The organism is Larkinella harenae (assembly GCF_054780515.1).
The window spans coordinates 2,312,750-2,333,935 of record NZ_BAAGWE010000001.1; the positions used below are offsets into that span (position 1 = coordinate 2,312,750).

Below are 21,186 nucleotides of genomic sequence, written 5' to 3' on the forward strand. Positions count from 1 at the left end.
ATTTGCGAATCCGAACCTTTGACGAATACCAGGAAGCATATCGCTACAGTGTAGAAGATCCCGAAGGTTTTTGGGCCGAAATTGCCCAGAATTTTCAATGGCGCAAACCGTGGAAAAAAGCACTTCAGTGGAATTTTGAGGAGCCTACCATAGAATGGTTTGTCGGTGGAAAACTGAATATTACGGAAAATTGCCTGGATCGGCATCTGGCTGAGCGGGGCGATCAACCAGCGATTATCTGGGAACCCAACGATCCGCACGAAGCAGGCGTTACGCTGACGTATCGGATGTTGCACGATCAGGTTTGCCGGATGGCGAATGTTCTGAAACGCAACGGCGTTGGCAAAGGTGACCGCGTGTGTATCTACCTACCCATGGTGCCGGAACTGGCGATTGCCGTTCTGGCCTGCGCCCGCATCGGGGCGATTCACTCCGTGGTTTTTGGCGGTTTTTCGGCGCGTTCCATTGCCGACCGGATCAATGATGCGCAGTGCCGCCTGGTTATTACATCGGACGGAGCTTTCCGGGGAGGCAAGGAAATACCGATGAAAGAAACCGTTGACGATGCACTGGTTCAGTGCCCCAGTGTACAGAAAGTGGTGGTTCTGACCCGTACCCGCACTCCAGTTTCCATGATCAAAGGTCGGGATGTGTGGATGGAGCAGGAACTCAAGCAGGTGACTGCCGATTGCCCCGCCGAGGAAATGGATGCGGAAGATATGCTATTCATTCTGTATACATCCGGCTCAACGGGCAAACCGAAAGGTGTTGTCCATACCTGCGGGGGGTACATGGTGTATGCCGCCTATACGTTCCAGAATGTGTTCCAGTACGAGCCGGGGCAGGTGCATTTCTGTACCGCCGACATTGGCTGGATCACCGGGCATAGCTACATCGTCTACGGCCCACTGGCCTGCGGAGCAACGTCGCTGTTGTTCGAAGGCGTGCCGACCTATCCAGACCACGGACGGTTCTGGGATATTGTTGATAAACACAAAGTTGATATTCTATACACGGCTCCGACCGCCATTCGGTCGTTGATGGGTTTTGGCCTCGAAAAAGTGCAAAGCCACGACCTGAGCTCACTCAAAGTGCTGGGCTCGGTGGGCGAACCGATTAACGAAGAAGCCTGGCACTGGTACGACGATAACATCGGTAAAAACCGTTGCCCCATTGTCGATACGTGGTGGCAGACCGAAACCGGCGGAATTCTGATTTCGCCCATTGCCGGAGTGACTAAAACCAAACCGACGTACGCAACCCTTCCGCTGCCGGGCATCCAGCCGCTGCTGGTGGACGAAAACGGCCAGGAGATTGAAGGCAACGGGGTGAGTGGCAATTTGTGCATGAAGTTTCCGTGGCCGGGCATTTTGCGAACTACCTACGGAGACCACGAGCGGTGCCGTCAGACGTACTTCAGTACCTACAAAGGATTGTACTTCACGGGAGATGGCTGTCTGCGCGACGAAGATGGTTATTACCGCATCACGGGCCGGGTCGATGACGTATTGAACGTGTCAGGACACCGCATCGGTACCGCCGAAGTTGAAAACGCCATCAACATGCACACGGGCGTGGTTGAAAGCGCCGTAGTGGGCTATCCGCACGACATCAAAGGGCAGGGTATCTACGCCTACGTCATTGCCGAAAGTACGGTATCGCACGAAGATGGCGATCTGATGAAACGGGATATCCTGGCGACTGTCAGCCGGATCATTGGCCCCATTGCCAAACCCGATAAAATTCAGTTTGTCAGCGGCTTGCCCAAAACGCGGTCCGGCAAGATCATGCGCCGGATTCTGCGTAAAATCGCCGAAGGAGAAACGGCTAACTTAGGCGACACTTCGACCTTGCTCGATCCGGCCGTGGTTGACGAAATCAAAGCCGGGGCGCTGATTAGCGTGAAAGGATAAATAATTCCGTTCAAAGCCGGTATTTTTGGGTTAGTGCTCAGGCGCTTACTTGAAAGTGCCGGCTTTTCTTTTGGACTTCCTGCTACTGGTGCGTATATACGGCAAACCGGCCGTCGTAAAAAAGAAGACGATAAAAGGGCAAACGAGTGGCTCCGGGTTGGGGGAAGCAATCTTCGGGACTGAGCAGGTAGTCCATCACCATAAATTTAAGCCCGTTTTGATGAGCCCACTGGGCCATCCCATCCGGTGAGATCTCGGTTTCGTGGGCGGTAAACTTATAGGCATCATAGCTGGCCAGGTAGGGATACCGTTCGTATTCATTGAAAAAGAAGGTGAGCGGCACCAATCCTGATTGGTGGGCGGGGATCACGGAGCGCAGCTTCTGATAGGAGACGGGTAGGTAATCCGTTTTGAAATTTTTGACGATAAGTTGAACGGTTCCGAACAGTCCAATACCAAAATACAGCCCTAGTACAACTTTAAGTCCCCGGTTAACGAAGGACTTGAGTCGATATAATTCGTAAGCCAAGGCAATCATGAAGGGCATAAATAGCACACAATATAAGCCAGAGTTTTTCTTGGTAATGATCCAAAAAGAGAGTACTAAAAAAAGAGAATAGACTTTTAACCTTGTCGGTAAATTCTTGATTAACGCGCGTTGATTCCAGAGGAGGAACAGCACGAGCAACGATAAGGCAATCTCTTCGGGTGAGTAGAAAAACATTCGGGGGAAAGTGAGCATAACCATCAGTTTGGAGGACCAGCCGAAGGCATTCTGGGTAGCTGGATCATGCCGAAACTGGTAGTACCAGGTTTCGAAACCGTGCTCGGTCTGGATCACGTCTGCAAAATAGAGTAGGGCAGTAAAGCTGCCCGTGAGCGCAAATATAACGGCTGTTTTGTGTTGGCGTATATAAAGTAGCGTTCCAAATCCTGCTAGTAAGTAAATGACGCCATTCAGGTGAGCCAGAAGCGCAGAACCCGCTAAAAAACCCGCTAGAGCAGCTTTGGAGACAGTTTGCGTTCGTGCGTTGAGGGCCAGAAATGAGCCGAAGCCCAGAGCCGCCAGCATGATTTCCGGTCGGTTCTCGAAACTCATCTTGATCAAAAGTCGATTCGAAAAGAGCAGTATTAAGACGGCCAGTAAAGACCAGGAAAATGAATCGTCATGCTGTTGCTTAAGGTAATAAATCAAGCCGCCGACTAAGAAACAGAAAGAAACAAAACCGACAAGCTGAACCACCGGAAGCTGCGGACCAAACAGTTTTATCAATCCAGCACCAACCAGAAGAAACAGCTTATGGCTCACCAATAAATGAGTATCCCAACCCAGCACGCCTTTGAAAAAGTTGGAACGGATAATTCCCGTTTTTTGTAGCCAGTACGATTGCTCGGCAAACCAGGCATCATCGCCGGTTGGATTGCGGTGGTAATACGTCAGGAGTGTTGTTGTCATCAGGAAAAATAAAAAAATACCTGCTTGCTTTTTTGAAACACTCATTACGGTAATCAGTTAGTTACAGAAAGGTTTCCAGCTTCTCACTAGTAGAATGAAAAGGCGGAGTGGCGCATTGGGTGAAATGAGCGGATAAAAGTATGAAAATTTGTAACCGAAATTGCTCACTGGCTTCCAACGAATTACCAAGGAATAGAGTCATTACTCCAAAAGCGATGATGTATGATACGACTGTTACTGATGGGATTGCTCGGCTGGGCATGGTTAGGACTGACGCAGACGGCTCAGGCTTGTAGTTGCTCCGACGGCGGGGCGTTTTTTGCCATCGCCGAGCGAGCCGCCTGGACACCCGGCGTATTGATAGTTCGGGCGGAAGTGCAGGGGCACGAAGCGCACGGCATGGATGTCAAAATTCTGGAAACCCTGAACGGCAGCGAAGAAAAGTCAACGATTCGAGTTTGGGGCGATCCCGGTTTTTTATGCCGTCTGTACACCAACGGTTTCAAAAAAGGCGAGAAACTAGTGCTGATCCTCAATCGGATTACATCGCCTTATTACGAGAAAGAAAAGACTGGTGATTACGTATTAGGCGTTTGTGGAACATACGTATTGCGCGAAGACGGACGAATCACGGGCCGAATCACCAATTCGGACAATGAAATGGCGCGCAACCGGTTCTACAGTGAGTTGGAGTCCCTTTTGGGAAAATACCGTCCGGATATGGCCCGCATCTACCCGAACCCGGTAGTGGGGCAGCTGCTGACGGTGAACGTGCCGGAACTTCGCCAGCCGACTATCTCGGCCCTGATCGTGAATAAAGCGGGGCAACTGCTGCAAAACCGTCAGCTGGAGATCGGGCAGAAGCACGAAATCGATGTGTCGACACTGGCCAGCGGAATCTATATCATTCTGTTTCGGACCGAACATCAGGTATATACCCGCCGGTTTGTTAAGTTGTAAAACCGCAAGAAACGGGTTTTGTGGCTGCTTTTCGGGGGGTACCTTTGTGGCTGGTAAACGATATTGATCATGAACACGGCAGAAGTGAACCCCTCGTACCGGCAAATCGCGCGCTCCATTGAATATGTAACCGCTAATTTCCGCCAGCAGCCGACGCTGGCCGAAGTAGCTGAGCACGCCAACCTGAGCGACTACCATTTTCAGCGGTTGTTTTCGGACTGGGCGGGCGTCAGTCCCAAAAAATTTCTACAATACATCACCCTGGATTTTGCCAAGGAACGACTGCGTGGAGGAATAACGCTGGCTGAAGCTGCCGACGAAACCGGCCTCTCCGGTACGGGTCGGTTACACGATCTGTTTGTGGGCTTGGAAGGGGTGACTCCCGGCCAGTTTAAACAGGCGGGTGAGGGCCTCACTGTGCGCTACGGTATTTTCGAAAGTCCGTTTGGACCCTACCTGCTGGGCGCAATTGGAGATAAAATTACGAAGCTGGAGTTTCTGGACGAAACCGAACCAACCGACGAAATACAGCTGGCGAGTCGGTTTGCAACGGACTGGCCCGAAGCGAAGCTGATCCATGACACGGCGGACCTTCGTTTGCTGGCCGACCGTATTTTCGTCAATAGTGAACGAAAACCGTTGCGGGTACTGGTTAAGGCATCGCCTTTCCAGTTGAAAGTGTGGGAGGCCCTGCTCCGGATTCCGGAAGGGCAGGTGGTTAGTTACGATCAAATTGCCGCAGCAATTGGGATGCCGTTGGCTTCGCGGGCGGTCGGAACGGCCATTGGGTCCAATCCGGTGGGCTACCTGATTCCCTGCCACCGGGTAATCCGAAAAACGGGTTTGTTTGGTAACTACCGCTGGGGGGCAATCCGGAAAACCGCCTTGCTCGGCTGGGAAGCAGCTCAGGCGAGCGCCATCGGAAACGACAGTATGGCCGATCTAATTACTCTTTGACAAAAACTCAGCGGAGACTACTATGAAACACGCCAAGCCTGGCTGATTATCACCGTTTTAAAGTTGGTACTTTGCTGGGTCTTTGCTAGTTTTAGTGCACTTCATAAGGTACTTTTTCCGTTTCATTGAGTACTGGCAAGGAATTGCGTCGGAGGCTTTATAGTTTGGAGTATTCTTTTTAACAACAATACTATTCATGAACAAGCCTCGAATTCTTTTTGCCACGCTACCGCTGGACGGTCACTTTAATCCATTGACGGGCCTGGCGGTACACCTTGCCAACTTGGGGTATGACGTTCGCTGGTATGTGGGCGGACGGTACGGAAACAAAGTCAAACAGCTTGGGTTGCCGCATTATGATTTTGTAAGCGCGCAGGTGGTCAATCAGGAAAACCTGGAAGAGCTATTCCCGGAGCGGAAAAAGATCAAAGGAACCATTGCCCGGCTACGGTTTGATATCAATCAGGTATTTTTATTGCGTATTCCCGAGTTTATCAGGGATTTAAGCGAGATTCGGCAGGAGTGGCCATTTGAGCTGATGGTCAGCGATGTCGCTTTTTTTGCTGCCCCGTTTGTTCAGGAGTTATGGGGAGTGAAAACCATTACCGGTGGGATCGCTCCGCTGGGTGAATCGGATGCCAACCTGCCACCGGCCGGGATGGGAATGGAGCCTTCCGACGGTTTCTGGGGGCTTCGCAAGCAGGACTTTCTCCGATTTCTAACGCAGAAGATCCTTTTCAAACCCTGCAACGATCTTTATAATCGACTGCGGCTTCAGCACGGATTGCAACCAACGAAAGAGTTTGTTTTTGATAATATTATACACTCAGCGGATTTGTATCTTCAAAGTGGCGTACCCGGTTTTGAATACCAACGTCGGAAAGTAAGCCCTACTATTCGGTTTGTGGGTCCTATGTTACCTCATCCGTCAGGGCATAAGCATGATTTTGTGCACCGGGAACGCTTAAAGCAGTACTCAAAGGTTATTCTGGCAACGCAGGGAACCGTGGAGCGTGATCCGGAAAAACTGCTGGTTCCTACGCTGGAAGCGTTTAAAGAGAGTGACTATCTGGTTGTGGTAACAACGGGTGGCTCACAAACCGCCGAGCTTCGTGCCCGGTATCCGCACCCTAATATCATTATCGAAGATTTCATTGATTTTGACCAGATCATGCCCCAGGCGGATGTTTACGTGACCAACGCGGGCTACGGGGGTGTCATGCTGAGCATCAGCAACGGTTTGCCTATGGTAGTGGCTGGGGTTCACGAAGGGAAGAGCGAAATTGCCGCCCGCGTCGGCTACTTTAAGCTGGGTGTTAATCTCAAAACCGAAACACCGACCACCGAACAGATTCGGCAAAGTGTTGAAAATGTACTGGCTAATTCAAGCTATAAACGCAATGTGGAACGGTTGGGGGAGGAGTTTGGTCAGTACAATGCGAACCAATTAGCGGCTCAGTACGTCCATCAATTGTTGGTTGAAGGCAAGGTACGTACAAAAGACCCCGTCTTGATGGCGTCGGCTTCGCCATCCATGTCGTAACAAAGGGCCGGGGCAGTCTGGTCTGACGGCATGCGTAACCCATTCATTCGATTCGTATCGCAAATCAAAATGCCACTGGCTCATCTTTCCAAAGACCCCGTCCTGAAGCAGATTATAGAATCGACTCCGGCGCCAAAAATTGCTTTTAACTACGACGATGACCCGGCTAAAAACCGGGTCTATCTGGCTTTGCTGGAAAGCGTCGTCTCGCAGCAGATTTCGGTGAAAGCCGCTAATTCGATCTTTGCGCGGTTTCTGACGTTGTTTGCCGACGGTTATCCGCATCCGGAACAGCTGATTGCCAAGTCGGCGGAAGAATTACGCAGCGCCGGACTGTCCGGCCAAAAATCGCTCTATCTGCGAAGCGTGGCCACGTTTGCGTTGCAAAACCCGATGGATAATGCCTTCTTCAGCCTCCTGACGGATGAAGAAATTGTGCAGTACCTGCTGCCCATCAAAGGAGTAGGCCGCTGGACGGTCGAGATGCTACTGATGTTTGTGCTGGACCGGCCGGATGTTTTCCCAATTGATGACCTGGTTATCCGTCAGAAAATGGTGAAGGCCTACGGTTTAACCGAAACGGGCCGGCCGCTTTACAAACGATTGCACGAAATTGCCGAATCCTGGCGTCCCCACCGTACCCTGGCATCGAAATACCTCTGGCGCTGGCAACCGGAAGGAGTAATGAGGCAAGAACCATGAGGGAGCGTTTTCACTCTTTAGTCTTAACGCATCACGCTTAATACTTTGTCACATCCGGGTGTACTTCCAGAATTTCCGATGTGAGGGCTCCGGCAGGGTCAACTTTCCAGCGTTCGGCAATGACGGTTTGGTTGGTCTGGTCGATGTATTGGATGTCGATGGCCGGCCCCTGAAGTGATAACAGGGCAAAACCGTTGTACCCCACTTCGCGCCGGCGAATGCGTTCCCGAATCCGTTGGTCGTAAAAAAGGAGCTGACCCAGATGCCCCCGGTTGGGCGGATTGGTTTCAACGGGCATACCGCCGTGGCCCACACACCGCCCCCAGGCTCGAATCCCATTGTCAAAACCGTATAAGTTATAAAACGAAAGCCGGTGTTCGTGGCCCCAGAACCACAAAACCGGGCGCTCCGCGGCTCCAAACACGTCTTTTAGCTGCCGCCCTACCACCGGATGGTCATCGCGAAAGGACGAAAAATACGGATGGTGACTCAGAAAAATAATGCCGCGTTTGTCATTCGGATCGTTCAGCTTAACGGTTTCGGTCAACCATTTTATCTGCTCATCGCGCAGGTTGCAATCGGGTTTGAACAACACCTCGAGCAACGGGCGATTGGTCGAATTGTACCCCGTGTCGATGCCAATGATGCGCCAGTGCTCGTTTTCCAGGCAGAAAAAACCGGCCTGCTGGGTGGCCACCTGAGCGCCTTTGCGAATCTTCATGGCGGGCAACAGCTTCTTGAAATAAGCGGTTCCGTTGGAATACATTTCATGATTGCCCGACAACGCCAGGCTGCCGTGTTTTCCGAAATGCCAGGACGCATCGGGGTCGGTGAAATTGGTTGCCACTTCTTCGGGCGTACCTACAAAATAAATATCGCCGAGATGAATGGTATAGTCGGGGTCATGGTCGCGGATGAGGCTTCCTATCAGATCAGACTCTGGAGTGTCCGTAGCCCAGTCGGAAACCAGGGCAATAGTTACGGTTTCGGTATACGTGTGTAGGGGATAAATACCGTCGTCGCCGTTGCGCGGGTAAAACTGGTATTCGGCTTTGGGCCCAAACCGGCTTTTGAGGTAGTGATAGGCAAACCCAAACAGGTTGGTCGCAAAAAACGCGGCTACTTTGTTGGCGGCAGTACCATCTTTCAACCGCTTCTCGTACAGCGCCACCTGCGTTTTGAGGTGGTTTTCCAGTTCGGTATGACCTAAATCGACGTATTGTTCCGGCTCTCTTTTTTCTGATTTCATGGAAACGACAAGGCAAATTAATGAATGACCGAATGAACAACGTGCATTCGGTTCAGGACGGTTTGGGTGAATAGAACGGTTTACAAATGTACCACTTCCAGAACCATCGCTGCGTCGGTATGAAGCAACAGGTGCAACCCGTCGGGTCGAATTGCGATGGCTCTGGGGCTTAACTGAAATTTGGGAATAGCAATTCGGGCTTTCTGGCCGGCTTTTCCCCGGGCAAAAGCCGTTTCAATTTTATCGGGCAGCAGCGTTAAATGCTCCTGCAACGGTATTTTCAGGGCCGACTGCAGCGTATCTTTCAGGGTATCGTGCAGCAGCCAGTCGGCCGCCTTCGCCAGTGATTGCTCCGTATGAATGTCGTAATCCATATTAAGGACCACCAGCTCCTGACGAACGGTATCGAAGGCAGGCCGACCCCGGAAGTACAGTGTTCCGCCGATGGCACCCTTGATGTCGGTCTGGACAATGAGCGCGTGTTCGCCCCCGTATACTTTCACGTTTTCAATGTCGACCAGGTGATTGATAATATCCAGTTTTTTACCGGTGACGTAAGCGTCCAGCACGGCGGTCATCTGGCTGTACGGAATCCGGGTTAGCAGATTGATGCGCGACAGCATGGGGAGCGATTCTACTTTTTGCAGCCGGGGTAGTTTTGTATTTACCTGGTAAATGGGTTTGGGCCCAAACTCCGAATCAACGGCCAGGTTGAGCCGGAGGGGAACCATGATGGCGTTTGGATTGCCCCGGATCGGGCCTACCAGTATGGCAAACGGACGGGGGAGAAGCCAGACTTTCTCGTACGCTTTATTGATCAGAATGGGCTTTTGAATATCCTGCCAGATCGTTGCCAGTTCACGGTCCAGCCGAAGTTCGTTGAATACCGCTTTGTCGATGGCGGATTCAATGCCGTTCTCGCGTTTTTCGAGAATCCGATCGGCAAGTTTGGTCACGGGAATGTTGATGCCAAGGATGCGGATTTGGGGTTCGGTGAGCCAGCGGTAATTTTCCAGCTCAACCTTGGTTTCTACCCGCCAGTCGTCGCGAACCGTCAATGGGCTACGAAACCGTACCTGTAGCGCACTATAAACCCGATCAGATGTGTCTTTTGCGTTTCGGGCGAGCCGCAACGGATTGCTGATCCAGATTTTCAGGGAAGCGCCAAACGTCAGCCGGTTGCCGTCGAAAGCCAGTTTAATGGGGCCGTTCCGTTCAATGCGCAGGTTTAGCGGGCGGGAAAAACCGTTCTTAATTTCGGCGTTTTCGACCAGTACAACGCCCAGCGCTTTGTTGATCTTGGCTTCCAGGTCGCTCACCTCAAACAGAATCGGAGCGCTGACGTAGGAACTATCGACCGTCAGGGAATCATCGAAATTACGCGCGGCCGGTGGGTCGGGTTTTACACGTTTGCAGGAAAAACCCCCGGCCAACAACAAGGCCAGGAAAACCGTACGGAAAAGTAATGAAGGAAGAGGGTTTGAATCAACAGCATCAATTGTCATGGTCGACCAGGAATGCGTATTACCAGTTTATTTAACTGATAACTGCCCTGATTTGTTAGAGACCGTTTTGGGCGAATCCGTACTACAACCGCAGCCTTTTGAGCATCCGGATGTTTTTCGGAAAAAGCTTTTCCAGGCCCTCCAGCCCAGATACGACAGGGCCGCGAGAAAAATGACACCAATGACAAGTTCCTGAACCATGATGCTTCGTAAAGAGTGAAGAGTTTTGAATGAAGAGTTAAACGAAAGCTTGCTTCAGCCAACTCATCCTTTATAACTCCTCACTCTACCCATTGGTTCCGGCGGGCGAGCTGGTAGATATGCTGATAGTGGTGTTCGCAGTGCCAGGCGTAATTGGCAAGCACTTCCGAGAGCGTAAAGTCTTTTTTGCTTTCGGGATGGAAATACGTTCGGCGAAGCTGCTCCTCGGTCAGGCTGTCCAAAACCGTCACCCAGCGCTGGTGAACGTTGCTCAGGATAACCAGTGATGGTGCAACGGGGAGACTGGAATCGGGTAGTTTGGCCCAAGCACCTTCGTCATAAGGCTTGATGGTTGGAACATCTTCGGTCAGGGCCAGTTTCGTCCGGACGTACGCATTGATATGGCTGTCGGCAACGTGGTGGACCAACTGGCGAACGGTCCAGCCCTCGGGGCGATACGGGGTATCGAGCCGGGAGTCGCCCCATTTACCGACCAGTTCGGTCAGGTTGTGCGGAAACACCGCAATGGCAGCAATGTTTTCCTTCGACTGCTCAAACGTATAAGGTTTGGCGTCTATAAACGGGCCAATCGGATAGCGGAGGTCGTTAAGGCTGTTCATGTTTACTGACGAGGATGCGTTTGATCCCATTTTTTAGTTGGTGCAACGGTTTTAAAAAGGGTGAAAACCGGAAGGTTGCTTCCTGCCCGAGCCGGTGTAACCGCAAATCGGTTCCCTGGTAATACTGGTGCATGCGTTGCTTGCTCAGGCCCTGGAAATGCAGGGAGTTAAAGATACATTTTTCTTTTAAAAGCCGATTCGTACCTACATAATAGGGCGGAGTCCACTGTATTTTCTTACCACCCCACTTATCTTCTTCAAACTCTTGATCGGCCAAATTGATCGGTGAGTTGATGTTGTTATCAAAAACCGAGGAAAAAGGCAGGCCGGCTTCCCGAACCGGCTGCAACAGATTGATCACCCGCCCCGGATGATCGACAGCGTAGAGGTACAGCAGGGCCATGTCGGAAATGCCACCTACGGGGTCAAACTTCTGGTGGTACTGCCATTTTTCGTCCAGTCGGAGCTGGCGTTCGCTGCTACTATAGGTATGCAGCAGGTATTGGCAAAATTCCGCGATAGCTGTTCGGGTCCAGAACGAACAATGGGCCGACGCCAGGTAGCTGTACGTCCCGGCGGTTTGATAGTCGGGAATGCAGTAAGCCGCCAGCTGGCCGTTGTGACGGTTTTTCCAGGGGTGGTAGTGGCTGAGGTTCTTAAACAGCATCACATCCGAATCCATCACGAATACCTCGTCGAGCTGCTGCTTTTCCAGGAAAGCGAGCGTGTAAAACCACCGCAGAAAGCAGAGAAGTTCATACCAGTACGGATTGGTGGACCGATGGACGTACAACTGCGCAAACAGGGCTGATTTATCCGGATTCAGGCCCGAAAGGGGGTCGTGTGTTACGAACGGGAAACGGCTCTTATTGGCATCGTCGCCCAGCAGAAATACCGTTGATTCCGGATTGGCCAGACGAGCCTGACGCAGGCTGTATTCCAGGTATGGATGATACCCCGAATGAATGAAAACAATAGGGATCATAGGAAGCAGAAAAACCGTACGGCACTACTACCGGACCGGTGGAGGAATCGGTAGCGTTCCTTCGTTGTTCCAGTACTCCTCAATCACGGCCAGTAATTCGGGTTGCATGGCACAGCCCGCCAGAATATCGCCCCGGAACAGAAATTCGTCCCCGCCGTTGAAATCGGTCACAATACCCCCCGCTTCGCGCACGAGCAGTACTCCGGCCGCCATGTCCCAGCAGTTCAGGTTGAATTCGTAATAAGCTTCAAACCGTCCGCAGGCAACAAACGCCAGATCAATGGCGGCCGAACCCATCCGGCGCAACCCGTGGGTGCGTAGCATCAACGATGCCAGAATGGCCAGATACCGTTCGATGCGGTCCATGCTGGCGTACGGAAAACCGGTTGCCACCATGCTTTCGTGCAGGCGGGTTGCGGGCGAAACGTGAAGGCGTTCATCATTTCCGCCGGTTTGTCCACACCACGCGCCACCGCCCTGGCTGGCGTGGTAGCATTCGTCGCGGTTGATATCGTACACCACCCCCGCGAGGGGCGTTTTTCCTTCGGCCAGACCGATACTGACCGAAAAAACCGGGAGCTTATGAATAAAATTGGCAGTTCCGTCGAGTGGGTCAATGATCCAGTTGAGACCGGAGCGGTCGGCATGCTGGCCCGTGGTGCCTTCTTCCGTAATGAAGCCCGCTTCGGGCAGCAGCTTTTGCAGGGCCTCAACAATTTGTTTTTCGGCTTCTTTGTCGACGTACGATACTAAGTTGTTAAAGTCTTTGTATTCAATTTTTTCGCGGGAAAAAGAGCGGCTTTCCTGCCGGATAAAATCGCCGGCTTTTCGGGCAATTGCCGCCACTTGCTGACTTAAACCTGTCAATTGAAGATCACGACCTGGCATACGTTGGCTGTTCGGTTTGGGTGGATGCGAAGCGGTATTGATACAACGCGCGGTAGAATAAGGTTACTAGAAAGAAATTAAACCCGTAGAGGTAGTCCTGAACAAAGGCGTATAAAAAGAAAGCGATCAACCCCAGCATGGTTAACAGGAAATAGGGGCGGATGGTTTGCGGATTTGTCTGGCGGGTTATCCAAAAAATCAGGGGCATGTGCAAGGGCATCAAAAACAGAATAGCCGGATTCCAGGTCGTGACACCGTGGTCGGTAAAGAACCACAAAAAGACCAGAAGCCAGCCCCAGACGCCGGAAAAAACAAACAGCCAGCGGTCGAGCCAGAAGCCCCGCTTTTTGCGTCGCTGCTGCTGACGGGTGATCAGAAACACGACTACCAGGAGTAATCCGAACAGAAAATCCGGTGACAACAGAAACATCAGGAAGGCGTTGCTTTCTTCCGCTGTGACGGCCCGGAACATAAATAAACTATTGGATACCAGTGGGGTGGGCCGACCTTCGGGCGTTTTGAGCTGGGCGTGCTGGACTTCTTCAAACACGTTGTCGGGCAGGTACATGGCCTCCCAGGACGAAGCGATTTTGTCTGCTGGATACCCGATTCCGAGGTTCATCCCCATTCGGGCCCAAGGCTGGGTGGTCAGGTAGTCGTTCATCCAGTCGCGGTACGAGCGGGTAGAATCGACCACATTAGCAAACCGCAGGCTGTCGCCACAGGCTTTAACGAGCATATCGCGCGGGCGGGTGGCGCAGTTGTCGTAGTAAAATTTATAACGGTATTCTCGGTTTTCGGGCAGCGCGTTCACCTCCAGCATGGAATAAAGCCGCTGTTTCTGCGATTCCGACAGGTTCAGGACCTGTTCTTTTACGCTGCGGTTTTCGACCTGCGAAGCATAAAGCTGATTGGGCATCGGGTAAACCGACACATAATAAGGCAAGGTGCCCTGCAGAAATTTTAGATAATAATTATCGGTATAGGAAGCAAACGTACCATAATTATACACCTTATCAATGCCGTACATCGGATCGCTGACCCAGAAGGCCGTATGGCCGAATGAGGTATACACTTCGTCGCCCGGAGCGATGGTGATCAGACTGATTTTAGCCTGCGGGGAGAGCGTCTGAGCGTGGGAGGAAGGCAGAAAGGGGCGGAGAAAAGAAAGGAAAAGGAGCAGCACAACGGCCGTTACCAAACCGGATCGTTTTCTGCCGTCTTTTATTCTTTCTCGTTTTTTATTTCCCCTGAACAACAATGACAATTTCACCTTTGATCGTTTTTTCGGCAAAATACGCAATTATTTCCTGGATTGAACCGCGAACGGTTTCTTCAAACAATTTGGTGAGTTCGCGGGAGACGCTAGCGGGCCGATCGGCGCCAAAAACCTCACCAAACTGCGTCAGGGTTTTCAGCAGTCGGTGGGGCGATTCGTAGAAAATCATCGTACGTTCTTCCTCAGCCAGTTGGGTCAATCGGGTTTGGCGGCCTTTTTTGTGCGGCAGAAAGCCTTCAAAAGTAAAACGGTCGGCGGGCAGGCCGGAATTGACCAGGGCGGGCACAAAAGCCGTTGCACCAGGCAGGCATTCTACCGGAATCTCGTTTTTCAGACATTCCCGAACGAGCAGAAAACCCGGGTCCGAAATGGCGGGGGTGCCGGCATCCGACACCAGTGCGAGGGTTTTGCCCGCTTTCAGTTGCGCAATGATGCGCTGGACGGTCTGGTGCTCATTGAAAATATGGTAGCTATGCAACGGTTTGCTGATTTCGAGGTGTTTCAGCAGAATGCCCGATGTTCGGGTGTCTTCCGCCAGAATACCGTCGACAGATTTCAGCACATTCACAGCCCGTAAGGTAATGTCTTCTAAGTTACCAATGGGGGTGGGTACGAGGTAAAGCTTCATAATGAAGGTATGAGTAACGAATTATGAAGTGCGAATGATGGTGGCTCTATAAGTAGAACAGGACGAATAATTCATATCTTCTAATTCAGAATTGCATCAATCGCTTCCGCGAGTTTGCGGTCTTTGTCTGTCACGGTATTTCCCGCATCGTGGGTGCAGAGCCGGAACGAGACTTTATTGTACGTGTTGGTCCACTCGGGATGGTGGTCCATTTTTTCCGCGACCAGGGCCACGCGGGTCATAAAGGCAAATGCTTCGCTGAAGTCCTGAAACTCGAAAGTTCGGGTGAGCTGATTATTTTCTTCTTTCCACATACGTTACTAACGGGCCAGTGCTGGCTTTGTTTGGGTTGGGGCAAGTTAGAAGATTGTGATGAAATTTTACGGATATTTTGAAAGAGTATTGACAAAATAGAAAAACCGTCTTACTTTTGCACCCACAATAAGTGACCAATAGAGGGATGGCGGAGTGGTCGATCGCGGCAGTCTTGAAAACTGTTGACTGTAACAGGTCCGGGGGTTCGAATCCCTCTCCCTCTGCAAAAAGCCTCAAAACACACTGTTTTGAGGCTTTTTTGTTCCACGATATCGGTTTCGTACCTAATTTTTAGGACCGAAAGTGCGTAGGGAAACCTAAACCCTGATTTGGAAACATTCACCGCAAGCCATAGGTGATTGGGGGCAACCGTTCGTTGGATAAATCTGTTAAAGAGGCTCGATGGGCCGTGGAGTAACTTCCTTAAAACCGCAGCGATTTTTTTACTTCTTCTTTTTTATTCCTGGAAATGGGTACTTCGGAGCGGTCGGTCAGCAACAGAAAATCGCCAAACTCTTTTTTCCAGCTTTTGATAAAGGTTTTATTAACCAGGTGTGATTGGTGGCAGCGGATGAAGCCGTATGCCTTCAACAGATCATCGTACGCATAAATCGGTTTGCAGACGAGCAGGGCTTCACCATCGGTCAGGTGAAACATCGTGTAATTGTTCGATGATTCGCAGCGGATAATCTCGCCGGTTTTGACAAAACGCGTCTCCTTCGCCGTTGCCAGGGCAATTCGCGGCTCTTCCTGCTGATGGTCCGTCCTTAAGAAATGCATTAAATTTTGAAGAAGTCGGTTTTGCTCTTTCTGCTGACAGTGCCGGTACGCTCGTTCAACAGCTGCTTGCAACTCATCAATCGCCAACGGTTTTAAGAGATAATCGATGGCCGAAAAGCGTAATGCCTGGATGGCGTACTGGTCGTAGGCGGTTACAAATATTACCTCAAAATGATACGCTGGCAGGCTCCGCAACAGATCAAAACCGTTTTGCTGGGGCATCTGAATGTCCAGGAAAAGTAAATCAGGCTGGTGAGTATACAACAGGCTTTTGGCCGCTTCAGCGTTCAGGGCTGTTGCGCATACCTCTACTTGCGGACAATAAGCCTGGAGCAGTGCCTGCATATTATCCAGATTTGGCTGTTCGTCGTCAACCAGCAGCGCTTTCATTTTCATCAAACCAGTGTTTAAAGATGACCGAAACGCTTGTCCCGGATGGGAGAGCGGTACTGACGGCCAGCGTAATGTCCCAGTCGGTATGCAGTTGATTCAACAAGGTAATGCGGTCGCGCGTTAGCTTTAAACCTAAACCTGAAGTAGGTTGTTCACGAAAGCCGGGTCCATTATCGGTTATGGTAACGATCATGCTGTTGGTCGAACGGGCGAAGTTAACGGAAATAATACCCTTTTCCTGGAGTGAGGCCACCCCGTGTTTCACCGCATTTTCAACCAGCGGTTGTAAAAGCAGCACAGGAATATTCGTTTCATATGTATTCAATGTCGAATCGACCCGGATCGTGTATTGAAAGCCAAACCGCAGTTGCTCCAGTTTTAGATATGTGTCTAAAACCTGGATTTCTTCCTGGAGAGACAGTTCGTCTTTATAGCTATGCTGTAGAGATTCCCGCATAAGCTGGGCAAAATCAGACAGATAATTGTTGGCCCCTCTGATATCTCCTTTGTTGATAAGCCCCTGAATTGAACTGAGCGCGTTGAAGACAAAATGAGGATTCAACTGCGCGTAAATGGCTTTTAATTCGAGCTGCAACTTGGTTTTATTCGCTTGTTCGAGCTGCGTTTTTCGGCGTTGTCGGACAAACAGGAGCAGAAAGAGGCAGGCCCCCAATAGAGCAGCGATAAAAACCCCGATCAAAATGCGGAACCCATTAGTTTGATGCCAGGCCGGCGCTACGTCAAAACGGTATTGGGTAATGTGCTGCGGCTGAACCGAATAGCGGATGCGGATCGTGTACTCACCGGGGGGCATATCTTTAATCCAGACAAAGCTGTTGGCGTACTCATTGTTGCGCCAAGGTACATAAACGCGGCCATTTCGGGTTAGTTCGTATTGAATCTGCTTTTTGTCAAATACCCCATCTTCCAGGGCAAAAATCAAGTTGGTGTTTGTCGAAGGAACGGTAAAAACGGGCGTAAAACGGCCGGTGGACTGGTCGTCGGGCACCCAGGGTGATTGCAGCCGCTGCATGAACTTGTCCATCGTTTCGGACGTGTAAATACTTGTAATAACCGGTTTGATCGACTCCCAGGCAACCAGCGAAGTGGCTATGATCTGGCCACTTTGGGCTTTTCTGACGTCTACCATCAGCATTTTGCCCAACCCTGTGCGGTATTTTCCCAGGTAAGCCATTGCAGGTATTCCGGAATGGCGGAGCAGAGTGGAATCCGGAAATCGGTTGACGCCCTGCCAGGGTACGATCACCCGATTGCCGGGGTACTCCATGACCCGAAACTGAAACAAGGGAGCATTTTGTGGACCAACACCGCGCAAAAAGAAATGGGCCCGCGCCGTATCAAAAGTAGTGCGCGCTATCGGTTTGCTGGGCCGAATCCGTCGAAAAACCGGATCGTTCTCCAGCGCATCAAAATGCTTGCTCTTTCCCCGTAGTTTCCAGAACGAGTTGTTCTCTTTGCGGATGGCAAGAATTAAGCCGACCGCTGAAGGGTTGTCCTGCATTTTGTCTGAAAAGCTGTGGGAGTAATCGCCCCAGTTGATTTGAGCGAGTACAGGAGACCCCATGAGGAGGCCTGCAATACCTAGTATAACTGCCTTTTTCATTCTATCGAAATTATGACATCAAAAAAAGGGCGTTTTTGAATGACAATTTAGGGCAATGTGAATTCGGTCAATTTTACTGTGAATTGGTATTTATTCAAGGATACGTGCCCGTCTTTTGGGTTGGGTTAGCTGTCATTAAAAGGTTGTTCAGACACTAGTAGCAGCCTCGTCATTGCGCTGGTTGTACGCTGTTTTTAAGGGTATTAACCGGCGCGGAAGAGTCCGGCTAGACCGCAGACTAGAAAGTCATATGATAATTTAGGTTCTTTATTAATAATTTAGCTATTATGTCTTTTGAAGCGCAATTGGTGTCTGGTAATATGGCTCAGTTGGAAGCCTTCGTAGGTAACACAACCAAACCTAAGCGAATGACAAGAGGAAAAAAGTCTTCCGTTGAACAAAATTTTGACAAAGACTTTCTGATGATGATGGCCAATAGCCAGTTGGAGTGCTGGGCTTCGTTGATTGTTACGGGGCAAAAAGTAAAGGTGCTTTTGTTTAATAGTGGCTGGCTTTCCAGTGTGCTCCGCGATTTTCGGCGAGATGGTTGGATTGTCCATGTAGCGCATAAACCCATTGAGCCGCCACCACGCACGTACTATTATTTTAGTCATCCGGGGTTTAAAGATAAGTTAAGGATTGCGCCCAATTAAGCGCTCTTCAATGTAGTTCCGACAACTATCCTTAGCTCTCTTGCCGGGCCGTGAAGGCACGGTGTCAGAAACACCTATGACGGCGTATGCCGGTTGCGTACCAAGCTGCTTAGCTATAATCACTGATGCGGGTGAATTTTCCGTTTTTCATTTCGAATATGCTGACGCCCCGCAATTGCAACGAATCGCCGGCTTTTAAACCATTGGGGAGGTCGCGGGCCAGCGTGGCCTGGTAATCAATTTCAATCGCGGCCGATTCGGCACCCAACACCACAAAACGAATCAGTTGCCGACGTTCGCTAAAAAAATGGAGCGACTGGTGGGCCAGTTGTTCAAATTCCTGTCTGGTGTTTGTCTGAAGAATCCCCGAGCTATTGGACACATTCTCAAACCGAACAGCTTCATCCAGCAAATGGAGCATAGCCGGAATGTCTTTGGCGTTGTAAGCCTCAATGTACTGCAAAATGGCCTCTTCCATAGAAGTAGTGGGATGATGATAGGCTTTCACCGGGTGGCAGCAAGCAACGGGAACAGAATCCCAGCCAGTGTAGCTGGCTGTCACGCTAAAAAGAGACCAGAAGATAAAGAAGAAAGCCAGACAACCGAAGTCACCTGGCTTTTTTGTTCGCTTAATAAACGGTTATTTTTGCAATCGGATACTTTTCAGGGTATCCCCGGTTATCAGCGAATACATAGACATAACTCAGCCCTTAGATTAATTGTTTAAAAAAAGTAAAAAAAGTTAATCTCACCGAAGACTCTCAGAGAACTTTACGATCAGCCTTTCCAGCCTCCGAAGGTTGGCATAAAACTAAGAAAGGGACAACATGTCCCTTTTTAAATGCCCGCTTCGGCTACGAAAATGTCGTTTTTATACCTCCTCGTCCGGATCAATTTCCGTCGTCAGATCGTCGATGTCGCCTTCGTAGGCGAGGGAATTGGAACGGTTTTCGGCTGTATTGATCGCCGTATGCGTGTCCGTATAAAGTAGGGTGTCGGTTGCTTCGTCACCACCTTTGTTGTACGGATCCTCCTCGCCTAATCCCAAATCGGTATACATCGGAGCCGTATCGGCATCGGAAAGCGGGGGAAGCGAGTCCGGGTCTTCTGGGGTTGAGGTCTGACGGTTTTGGGCGGTTTTCGGGAAATCGGAATCCTGATTCCCCTTTTGCTGATTTTCCATAATACCTGCTATTTCTGATTATGGAGATATAACAACAATGGCCACCGATTGTTAGGCCAACACCCGTAGTGAACGCTGTTTACAAATACCGCAGGATGTTTTTTCCGGAGAAGGCATTAGCCAACTGGCTAAGATACAGGCCCTTCCGACGGGGCTTGTCAATCGCCTGAACCCGCGCCCGCATTTTCAGAAAAACCCCGATGGCCATGTACAGGAAAAACATTCCAATCAGAATAAAGAGCGAAACCGTATTGGAAATATCGCGGTGGAACAGGAAAAACAAAACCGTATTGACCAGTGAAACGGCGCACAGAACGCCCGTGGCGGCTGCGTGCGACAGTCCGTTATCAATCATGATGTGGTGCATGTGGTTCCGGTCTGCCGAGAAGGGCGAGCGACCGGCCATGATCCGCACCAGGAAAACCCGCAGCGTGTCAAAAATGGGTACGATCAGCACCACAATGGCGATGATGGGCGCATTGAAAAAGGACGTAGGATCGAACCGGAACGAGTTGTTCAGGTTGATGAATCGTACGGCGAAGAACGAAAGCAAAAAGCCCAGAATGAGTGAGCCGGTATTGCCCATGAAAATCTTGCTGGTGTGCGAAAAGTTGAACCGCAAAAAACCGATCAGCGCGCCGGACAACGTGAAAGCCAGACAGGCCATGGCGAAGTGATTGGTGAGCAGAAACCAGCTCCCAAACGTCAGACTGGCGAGGGTAGAAATGGCACCCGCCAGGCCATCGATTCCGTCGATCAGGTTGATGGCGTTAATGATGGTAATAAAGATCAGGCAGGTAATCAGGACCGAAAACACATCGTTGATGTGATACATCCCGAAGATCCCGTACAGATAATCGATCCGGAGTTTGCCAAAAAAGATCAGAATCAGCGATGGCAACACCTGGAAAAAGATTTTCTTGTTCGGGTCAATGCCCACCATGTCGTCCTTGATGCCGATAAAAAACAGAATCGACATGCCTACGATGGATAAGTTTGTGCGATAAATGTCGGTCTGATCGATGGCAGGCCAGAGAAAATAACTAATCAGAATCGCGGCAAAAATGGCGATCCCGCCGAAGGTTGGTGTGGCAGTTTTGTGAGAACTCCGGTGGCCGGGTTTCTCCATGAGCATTTTCAGTTCCGAAATTTTGATAACAACTGGAATGGAGACAACTGCCACAAAACAAGCGACCAGAAATGACAATAGACACTGGTAAAGGCCCAGTTGAAAAAGGTCGTCGGTTAGCTTATTTTGGATATAAGAAAGAACCAGTTCGAGATTCATAATGATGGTGTGATAATACGTTACGTTATAAAATCACGTAGACAGAGTATAAATGTTACCGTTT

At 50.5% G+C, this 21,186-nt stretch carries 20 protein-coding genes and 1 tRNA gene; 7 read left to right on the top strand and 14 right to left on the bottom strand.

Annotation, left to right across the window (positions count from 1 at the left end; translation table 11 throughout):
- Nucleotides 1-2 precede the first annotated feature (2 nt).
- Entirely contained in the window at nucleotides 3-1,913 is a 1,911-nt protein-coding gene (gene acs / locus ACYVH9_RS09500; RefSeq protein ID WP_460636463.1) for an acetate--CoA ligase, read from the top strand.
- Between the two features lie 82 nt (nucleotides 1,914-1,995).
- Here the strand turns inward: acs and ACYVH9_RS09505 are convergent, their stop codons facing one another.
- On the bottom strand, nucleotides 1,996-3,369 hold the full coding sequence (locus tag ACYVH9_RS09505) for a hypothetical protein (protein ID WP_460636071.1): 1,374 nt from the start codon (nucleotides 3,367-3,369) through the stop codon (nucleotides 1,996-1,998).
- Nucleotides 3,370-3,591: 222 nt separating this feature from the next.
- Between ACYVH9_RS09505 and ACYVH9_RS09510 the strand changes: the two genes are divergently transcribed.
- The 4 genes from ACYVH9_RS09510 to ACYVH9_RS09525 all read left to right on the top strand — a co-directional run bounded on the left by ACYVH9_RS09510 (nucleotide 3,592) and on the right by ACYVH9_RS09525 (nucleotide 7,531).
- Nucleotides 3,592-4,329, top strand: coding sequence for a T9SS type A sorting domain-containing protein (locus ACYVH9_RS09510; protein ID WP_460636072.1), 738 nt, complete (start codon nucleotides 3,592-3,594; stop codon nucleotides 4,327-4,329).
- A 69-nt stretch (nucleotides 4,330-4,398) separates the two neighbouring features.
- The gene (locus tag ACYVH9_RS09515; RefSeq protein WP_460636073.1) at nucleotides 4,399-5,286 is read left to right on the top strand and encodes a methylated-DNA--[protein]-cysteine S-methyltransferase; all 888 of its coding nucleotides are present in this window, start codon (nucleotides 4,399-4,401) and stop codon (nucleotides 5,284-5,286) included.
- Nucleotides 5,287-5,482: 196 nt separating this feature from the next.
- Nucleotides 5,483-6,829 carry a glycosyltransferase gene (locus ACYVH9_RS09520; RefSeq protein WP_460636074.1) on the top strand — a complete coding sequence of 449 codons (1,347 nt, stop codon included), beginning with the start codon at nucleotides 5,483-5,485 and terminating at the stop codon, nucleotides 6,827-6,829.
- Between the two features lie 30 nt (nucleotides 6,830-6,859).
- Entirely contained in the window at nucleotides 6,860-7,531 is a 672-nt protein-coding gene (locus ACYVH9_RS09525; RefSeq protein WP_460636075.1) for a DNA-3-methyladenine glycosylase family protein, read from the top strand.
- Nucleotides 7,532-7,568: 37 nt separating this feature from the next.
- Here the strand turns inward: ACYVH9_RS09525 and ACYVH9_RS09530 are convergent, their stop codons facing one another.
- The 8 genes from ACYVH9_RS09530 to ACYVH9_RS09565 form a co-directional block, all read right to left on the bottom strand.
- Entirely contained in the window at nucleotides 7,569-8,780 is a 1,212-nt protein-coding gene (locus ACYVH9_RS09530; RefSeq protein WP_460636076.1) for a metallophosphoesterase family protein, read from the bottom strand.
- An 80-nt stretch (nucleotides 8,781-8,860) separates the two neighbouring features.
- Nucleotides 8,861-10,285 (bottom strand): DUF4403 family protein, encoded by a 1,425-nt coding sequence (locus tag ACYVH9_RS09535; RefSeq protein WP_460636077.1) that lies wholly within the window; start codon nucleotides 10,283-10,285, stop codon nucleotides 8,861-8,863.
- Nucleotides 10,286-10,566: 281 nt separating this feature from the next.
- Nucleotides 10,567-11,106 (bottom strand): YfiT family bacillithiol transferase, encoded by a 540-nt coding sequence (locus tag ACYVH9_RS09540; RefSeq protein ID WP_460636078.1) that lies wholly within the window; start codon nucleotides 11,104-11,106, stop codon nucleotides 10,567-10,569.
- Nucleotides 11,093-12,091, bottom strand: a complete 999-nt coding sequence (locus ACYVH9_RS09545) for a hypothetical protein (RefSeq protein WP_460636079.1) — start codon at nucleotides 12,089-12,091, stop codon at nucleotides 11,093-11,095. The genes ACYVH9_RS09540 and ACYVH9_RS09545 overlap by 14 nt, the downstream gene beginning before the upstream one ends.
- Before the next feature lie 27 nt (nucleotides 12,092-12,118).
- A complete protein-coding gene (locus ACYVH9_RS09550; RefSeq protein ID WP_460636080.1) occupies nucleotides 12,119-12,979 on the bottom strand; it encodes an inositol monophosphatase family protein in 861 nt (286 codons plus the stop codon).
- On the bottom strand, nucleotides 12,966-14,165 hold the full coding sequence (locus tag ACYVH9_RS09555) for a lipoprotein N-acyltransferase Lnb domain-containing protein (protein WP_460636081.1): 1,200 nt from the start codon (nucleotides 14,163-14,165) through the stop codon (nucleotides 12,966-12,968). Before ACYVH9_RS09555 ends, ACYVH9_RS09550 begins: the two co-directional genes overlap by 14 nt.
- Before the next feature lie 55 nt (nucleotides 14,166-14,220).
- Nucleotides 14,221-14,886, bottom strand: a complete 666-nt coding sequence (gene rsmI / locus ACYVH9_RS09560) for a 16S rRNA (cytidine(1402)-2'-O)-methyltransferase (protein WP_460636082.1) — start codon at nucleotides 14,884-14,886, stop codon at nucleotides 14,221-14,223.
- A gap of 80 nt (nucleotides 14,887-14,966) precedes the next feature.
- Nucleotides 14,967-15,200 carry a 4a-hydroxytetrahydrobiopterin dehydratase gene (locus ACYVH9_RS09565; protein WP_460636083.1) on the bottom strand — a complete coding sequence of 78 codons (234 nt, stop codon included), beginning with the start codon at nucleotides 15,198-15,200 and terminating at the stop codon, nucleotides 14,967-14,969.
- A 140-nt stretch (nucleotides 15,201-15,340) separates the two neighbouring features.
- On the opposite strand from ACYVH9_RS09565, the gene ACYVH9_RS09570 reads away from it, so the two are divergent.
- Nucleotides 15,341-15,425 (top strand) — tRNA-Ser (locus ACYVH9_RS09570).
- 199 nt (nucleotides 15,426-15,624) lie between these two features.
- Here the strand turns inward: ACYVH9_RS09570 and ACYVH9_RS09575 are convergent.
- Both ACYVH9_RS09575 and ACYVH9_RS09580 read right to left on the bottom strand, forming a co-directional pair.
- Nucleotides 15,625-16,377, bottom strand: coding sequence for a LytR/AlgR family response regulator transcription factor (locus ACYVH9_RS09575; protein ID WP_460636084.1), 753 nt, complete (start codon nucleotides 16,375-16,377; stop codon nucleotides 15,625-15,627).
- Nucleotides 16,352-17,998 (bottom strand): sensor histidine kinase, encoded by a 1,647-nt coding sequence (locus ACYVH9_RS09580; RefSeq protein ID WP_460636085.1) that lies wholly within the window; start codon nucleotides 17,996-17,998, stop codon nucleotides 16,352-16,354. The genes ACYVH9_RS09575 and ACYVH9_RS09580 overlap by 26 nt, the downstream gene beginning before the upstream one ends.
- A gap of 287 nt (nucleotides 17,999-18,285) precedes the next feature.
- On the opposite strand from ACYVH9_RS09580, the gene ACYVH9_RS09585 reads away from it, so the two are divergent.
- A complete protein-coding gene (locus ACYVH9_RS09585; RefSeq protein ID WP_460636086.1) occupies nucleotides 18,286-18,651 on the top strand; it encodes a hypothetical protein in 366 nt (121 codons plus the stop codon).
- A 109-nt stretch (nucleotides 18,652-18,760) separates the two neighbouring features.
- Here ACYVH9_RS09585 and ACYVH9_RS09590 read toward each other — a convergent pair whose 3' ends face one another.
- The 3 genes from ACYVH9_RS09590 to ACYVH9_RS09600 all read right to left on the bottom strand — a co-directional run bounded on the left by ACYVH9_RS09590 (nucleotide 18,761) and on the right by ACYVH9_RS09600 (nucleotide 21,122).
- Nucleotides 18,761-19,129 carry a nuclear transport factor 2 family protein gene (locus ACYVH9_RS09590; RefSeq protein ID WP_460636087.1) on the bottom strand — a complete coding sequence of 123 codons (369 nt, stop codon included), beginning with the start codon at nucleotides 19,127-19,129 and terminating at the stop codon, nucleotides 18,761-18,763.
- 393 nt (nucleotides 19,130-19,522) lie between these two features.
- Entirely contained in the window at nucleotides 19,523-19,834 is a 312-nt protein-coding gene (locus ACYVH9_RS09595) for a hypothetical protein (RefSeq protein WP_460636088.1), read from the bottom strand.
- Between the two features lie 79 nt (nucleotides 19,835-19,913).
- Nucleotides 19,914-21,122 carry a glycosyltransferase family 4 protein gene (locus tag ACYVH9_RS09600; RefSeq protein WP_460636089.1) on the bottom strand — a complete coding sequence of 403 codons (1,209 nt, stop codon included), beginning with the start codon at nucleotides 21,120-21,122 and terminating at the stop codon, nucleotides 19,914-19,916.
- Nucleotides 21,123-21,186: the final 64 nt, after the last annotated feature.

Coding starts and splice junctions, on each gene's coding strand:
- ACYVH9_RS09545 (WP_460636079.1), bottom strand. CDS start 12,091: ATGATCCCTATTGTTTTCATTCATTCGGGGTATCATCCATACCTGGAA.
- ACYVH9_RS09590 (WP_460636087.1), bottom strand. CDS start 19,129: ATGGAAGAGGCCATTTTGCAGTACATTGAGGCTTACAACGCCAAAGAC.
- ACYVH9_RS09520 (WP_460636074.1), top strand. CDS start 5,483: ATGAACAAGCCTCGAATTCTTTTTGCCACGCTACCGCTGGACGGTCAC.
- ACYVH9_RS09595 (WP_460636088.1), bottom strand. CDS start 19,834: ATGGAAAATCAGCAAAAGGGGAATCAGGATTCCGATTTCCCGAAAACC.
- ACYVH9_RS09580 (WP_460636085.1), bottom strand. CDS start 17,998: ATGAAAAAGGCAGTTATACTAGGTATTGCAGGCCTCCTCATGGGGTCT.
- ACYVH9_RS09530 (WP_460636076.1), bottom strand. CDS start 8,780: ATGAAATCAGAAAAAAGAGAGCCGGAACAATACGTCGATTTAGGTCAT.
- ACYVH9_RS09510 (WP_460636072.1), top strand. CDS start 3,592: ATGATACGACTGTTACTGATGGGATTGCTCGGCTGGGCATGGTTAGGA.
- ACYVH9_RS09515 (WP_460636073.1), top strand. CDS start 4,399: ATGAACACGGCAGAAGTGAACCCCTCGTACCGGCAAATCGCGCGCTCC.
- ACYVH9_RS09505 (WP_460636071.1), bottom strand. CDS start 3,369: ATGACAACAACACTCCTGACGTATTACCACCGCAATCCAACCGGCGAT.
- ACYVH9_RS09525 (WP_460636075.1), top strand. CDS start 6,860: ATGCGTAACCCATTCATTCGATTCGTATCGCAAATCAAAATGCCACTG.
- ACYVH9_RS09550 (WP_460636080.1), bottom strand. CDS start 12,979: ATGCCAGGTCGTGATCTTCAATTGACAGGTTTAAGTCAGCAAGTGGCG.
- rsmI (WP_460636082.1), bottom strand. CDS start 14,886: ATGAAGCTTTACCTCGTACCCACCCCCATTGGTAACTTAGAAGACATT.
- ACYVH9_RS09565 (WP_460636083.1), bottom strand. CDS start 15,200: ATGTGGAAAGAAGAAAATAATCAGCTCACCCGAACTTTCGAGTTTCAG.
- ACYVH9_RS09585 (WP_460636086.1), top strand. CDS start 18,286: ATGTCTTTTGAAGCGCAATTGGTGTCTGGTAATATGGCTCAGTTGGAA.
- ACYVH9_RS09600 (WP_460636089.1), bottom strand. CDS start 21,122: ATGAATCTCGAACTGGTTCTTTCTTATATCCAAAATAAGCTAACCGAC.
- ACYVH9_RS09575 (WP_460636084.1), bottom strand. CDS start 16,377: ATGAAAATGAAAGCGCTGCTGGTTGACGACGAACAGCCAAATCTGGAT.
- ACYVH9_RS09540 (WP_460636078.1), bottom strand. CDS start 11,106: ATGAACAGCCTTAACGACCTCCGCTATCCGATTGGCCCGTTTATAGAC.
- ACYVH9_RS09535 (WP_460636077.1), bottom strand. CDS start 10,285: ATGACAATTGATGCTGTTGATTCAAACCCTCTTCCTTCATTACTTTTC.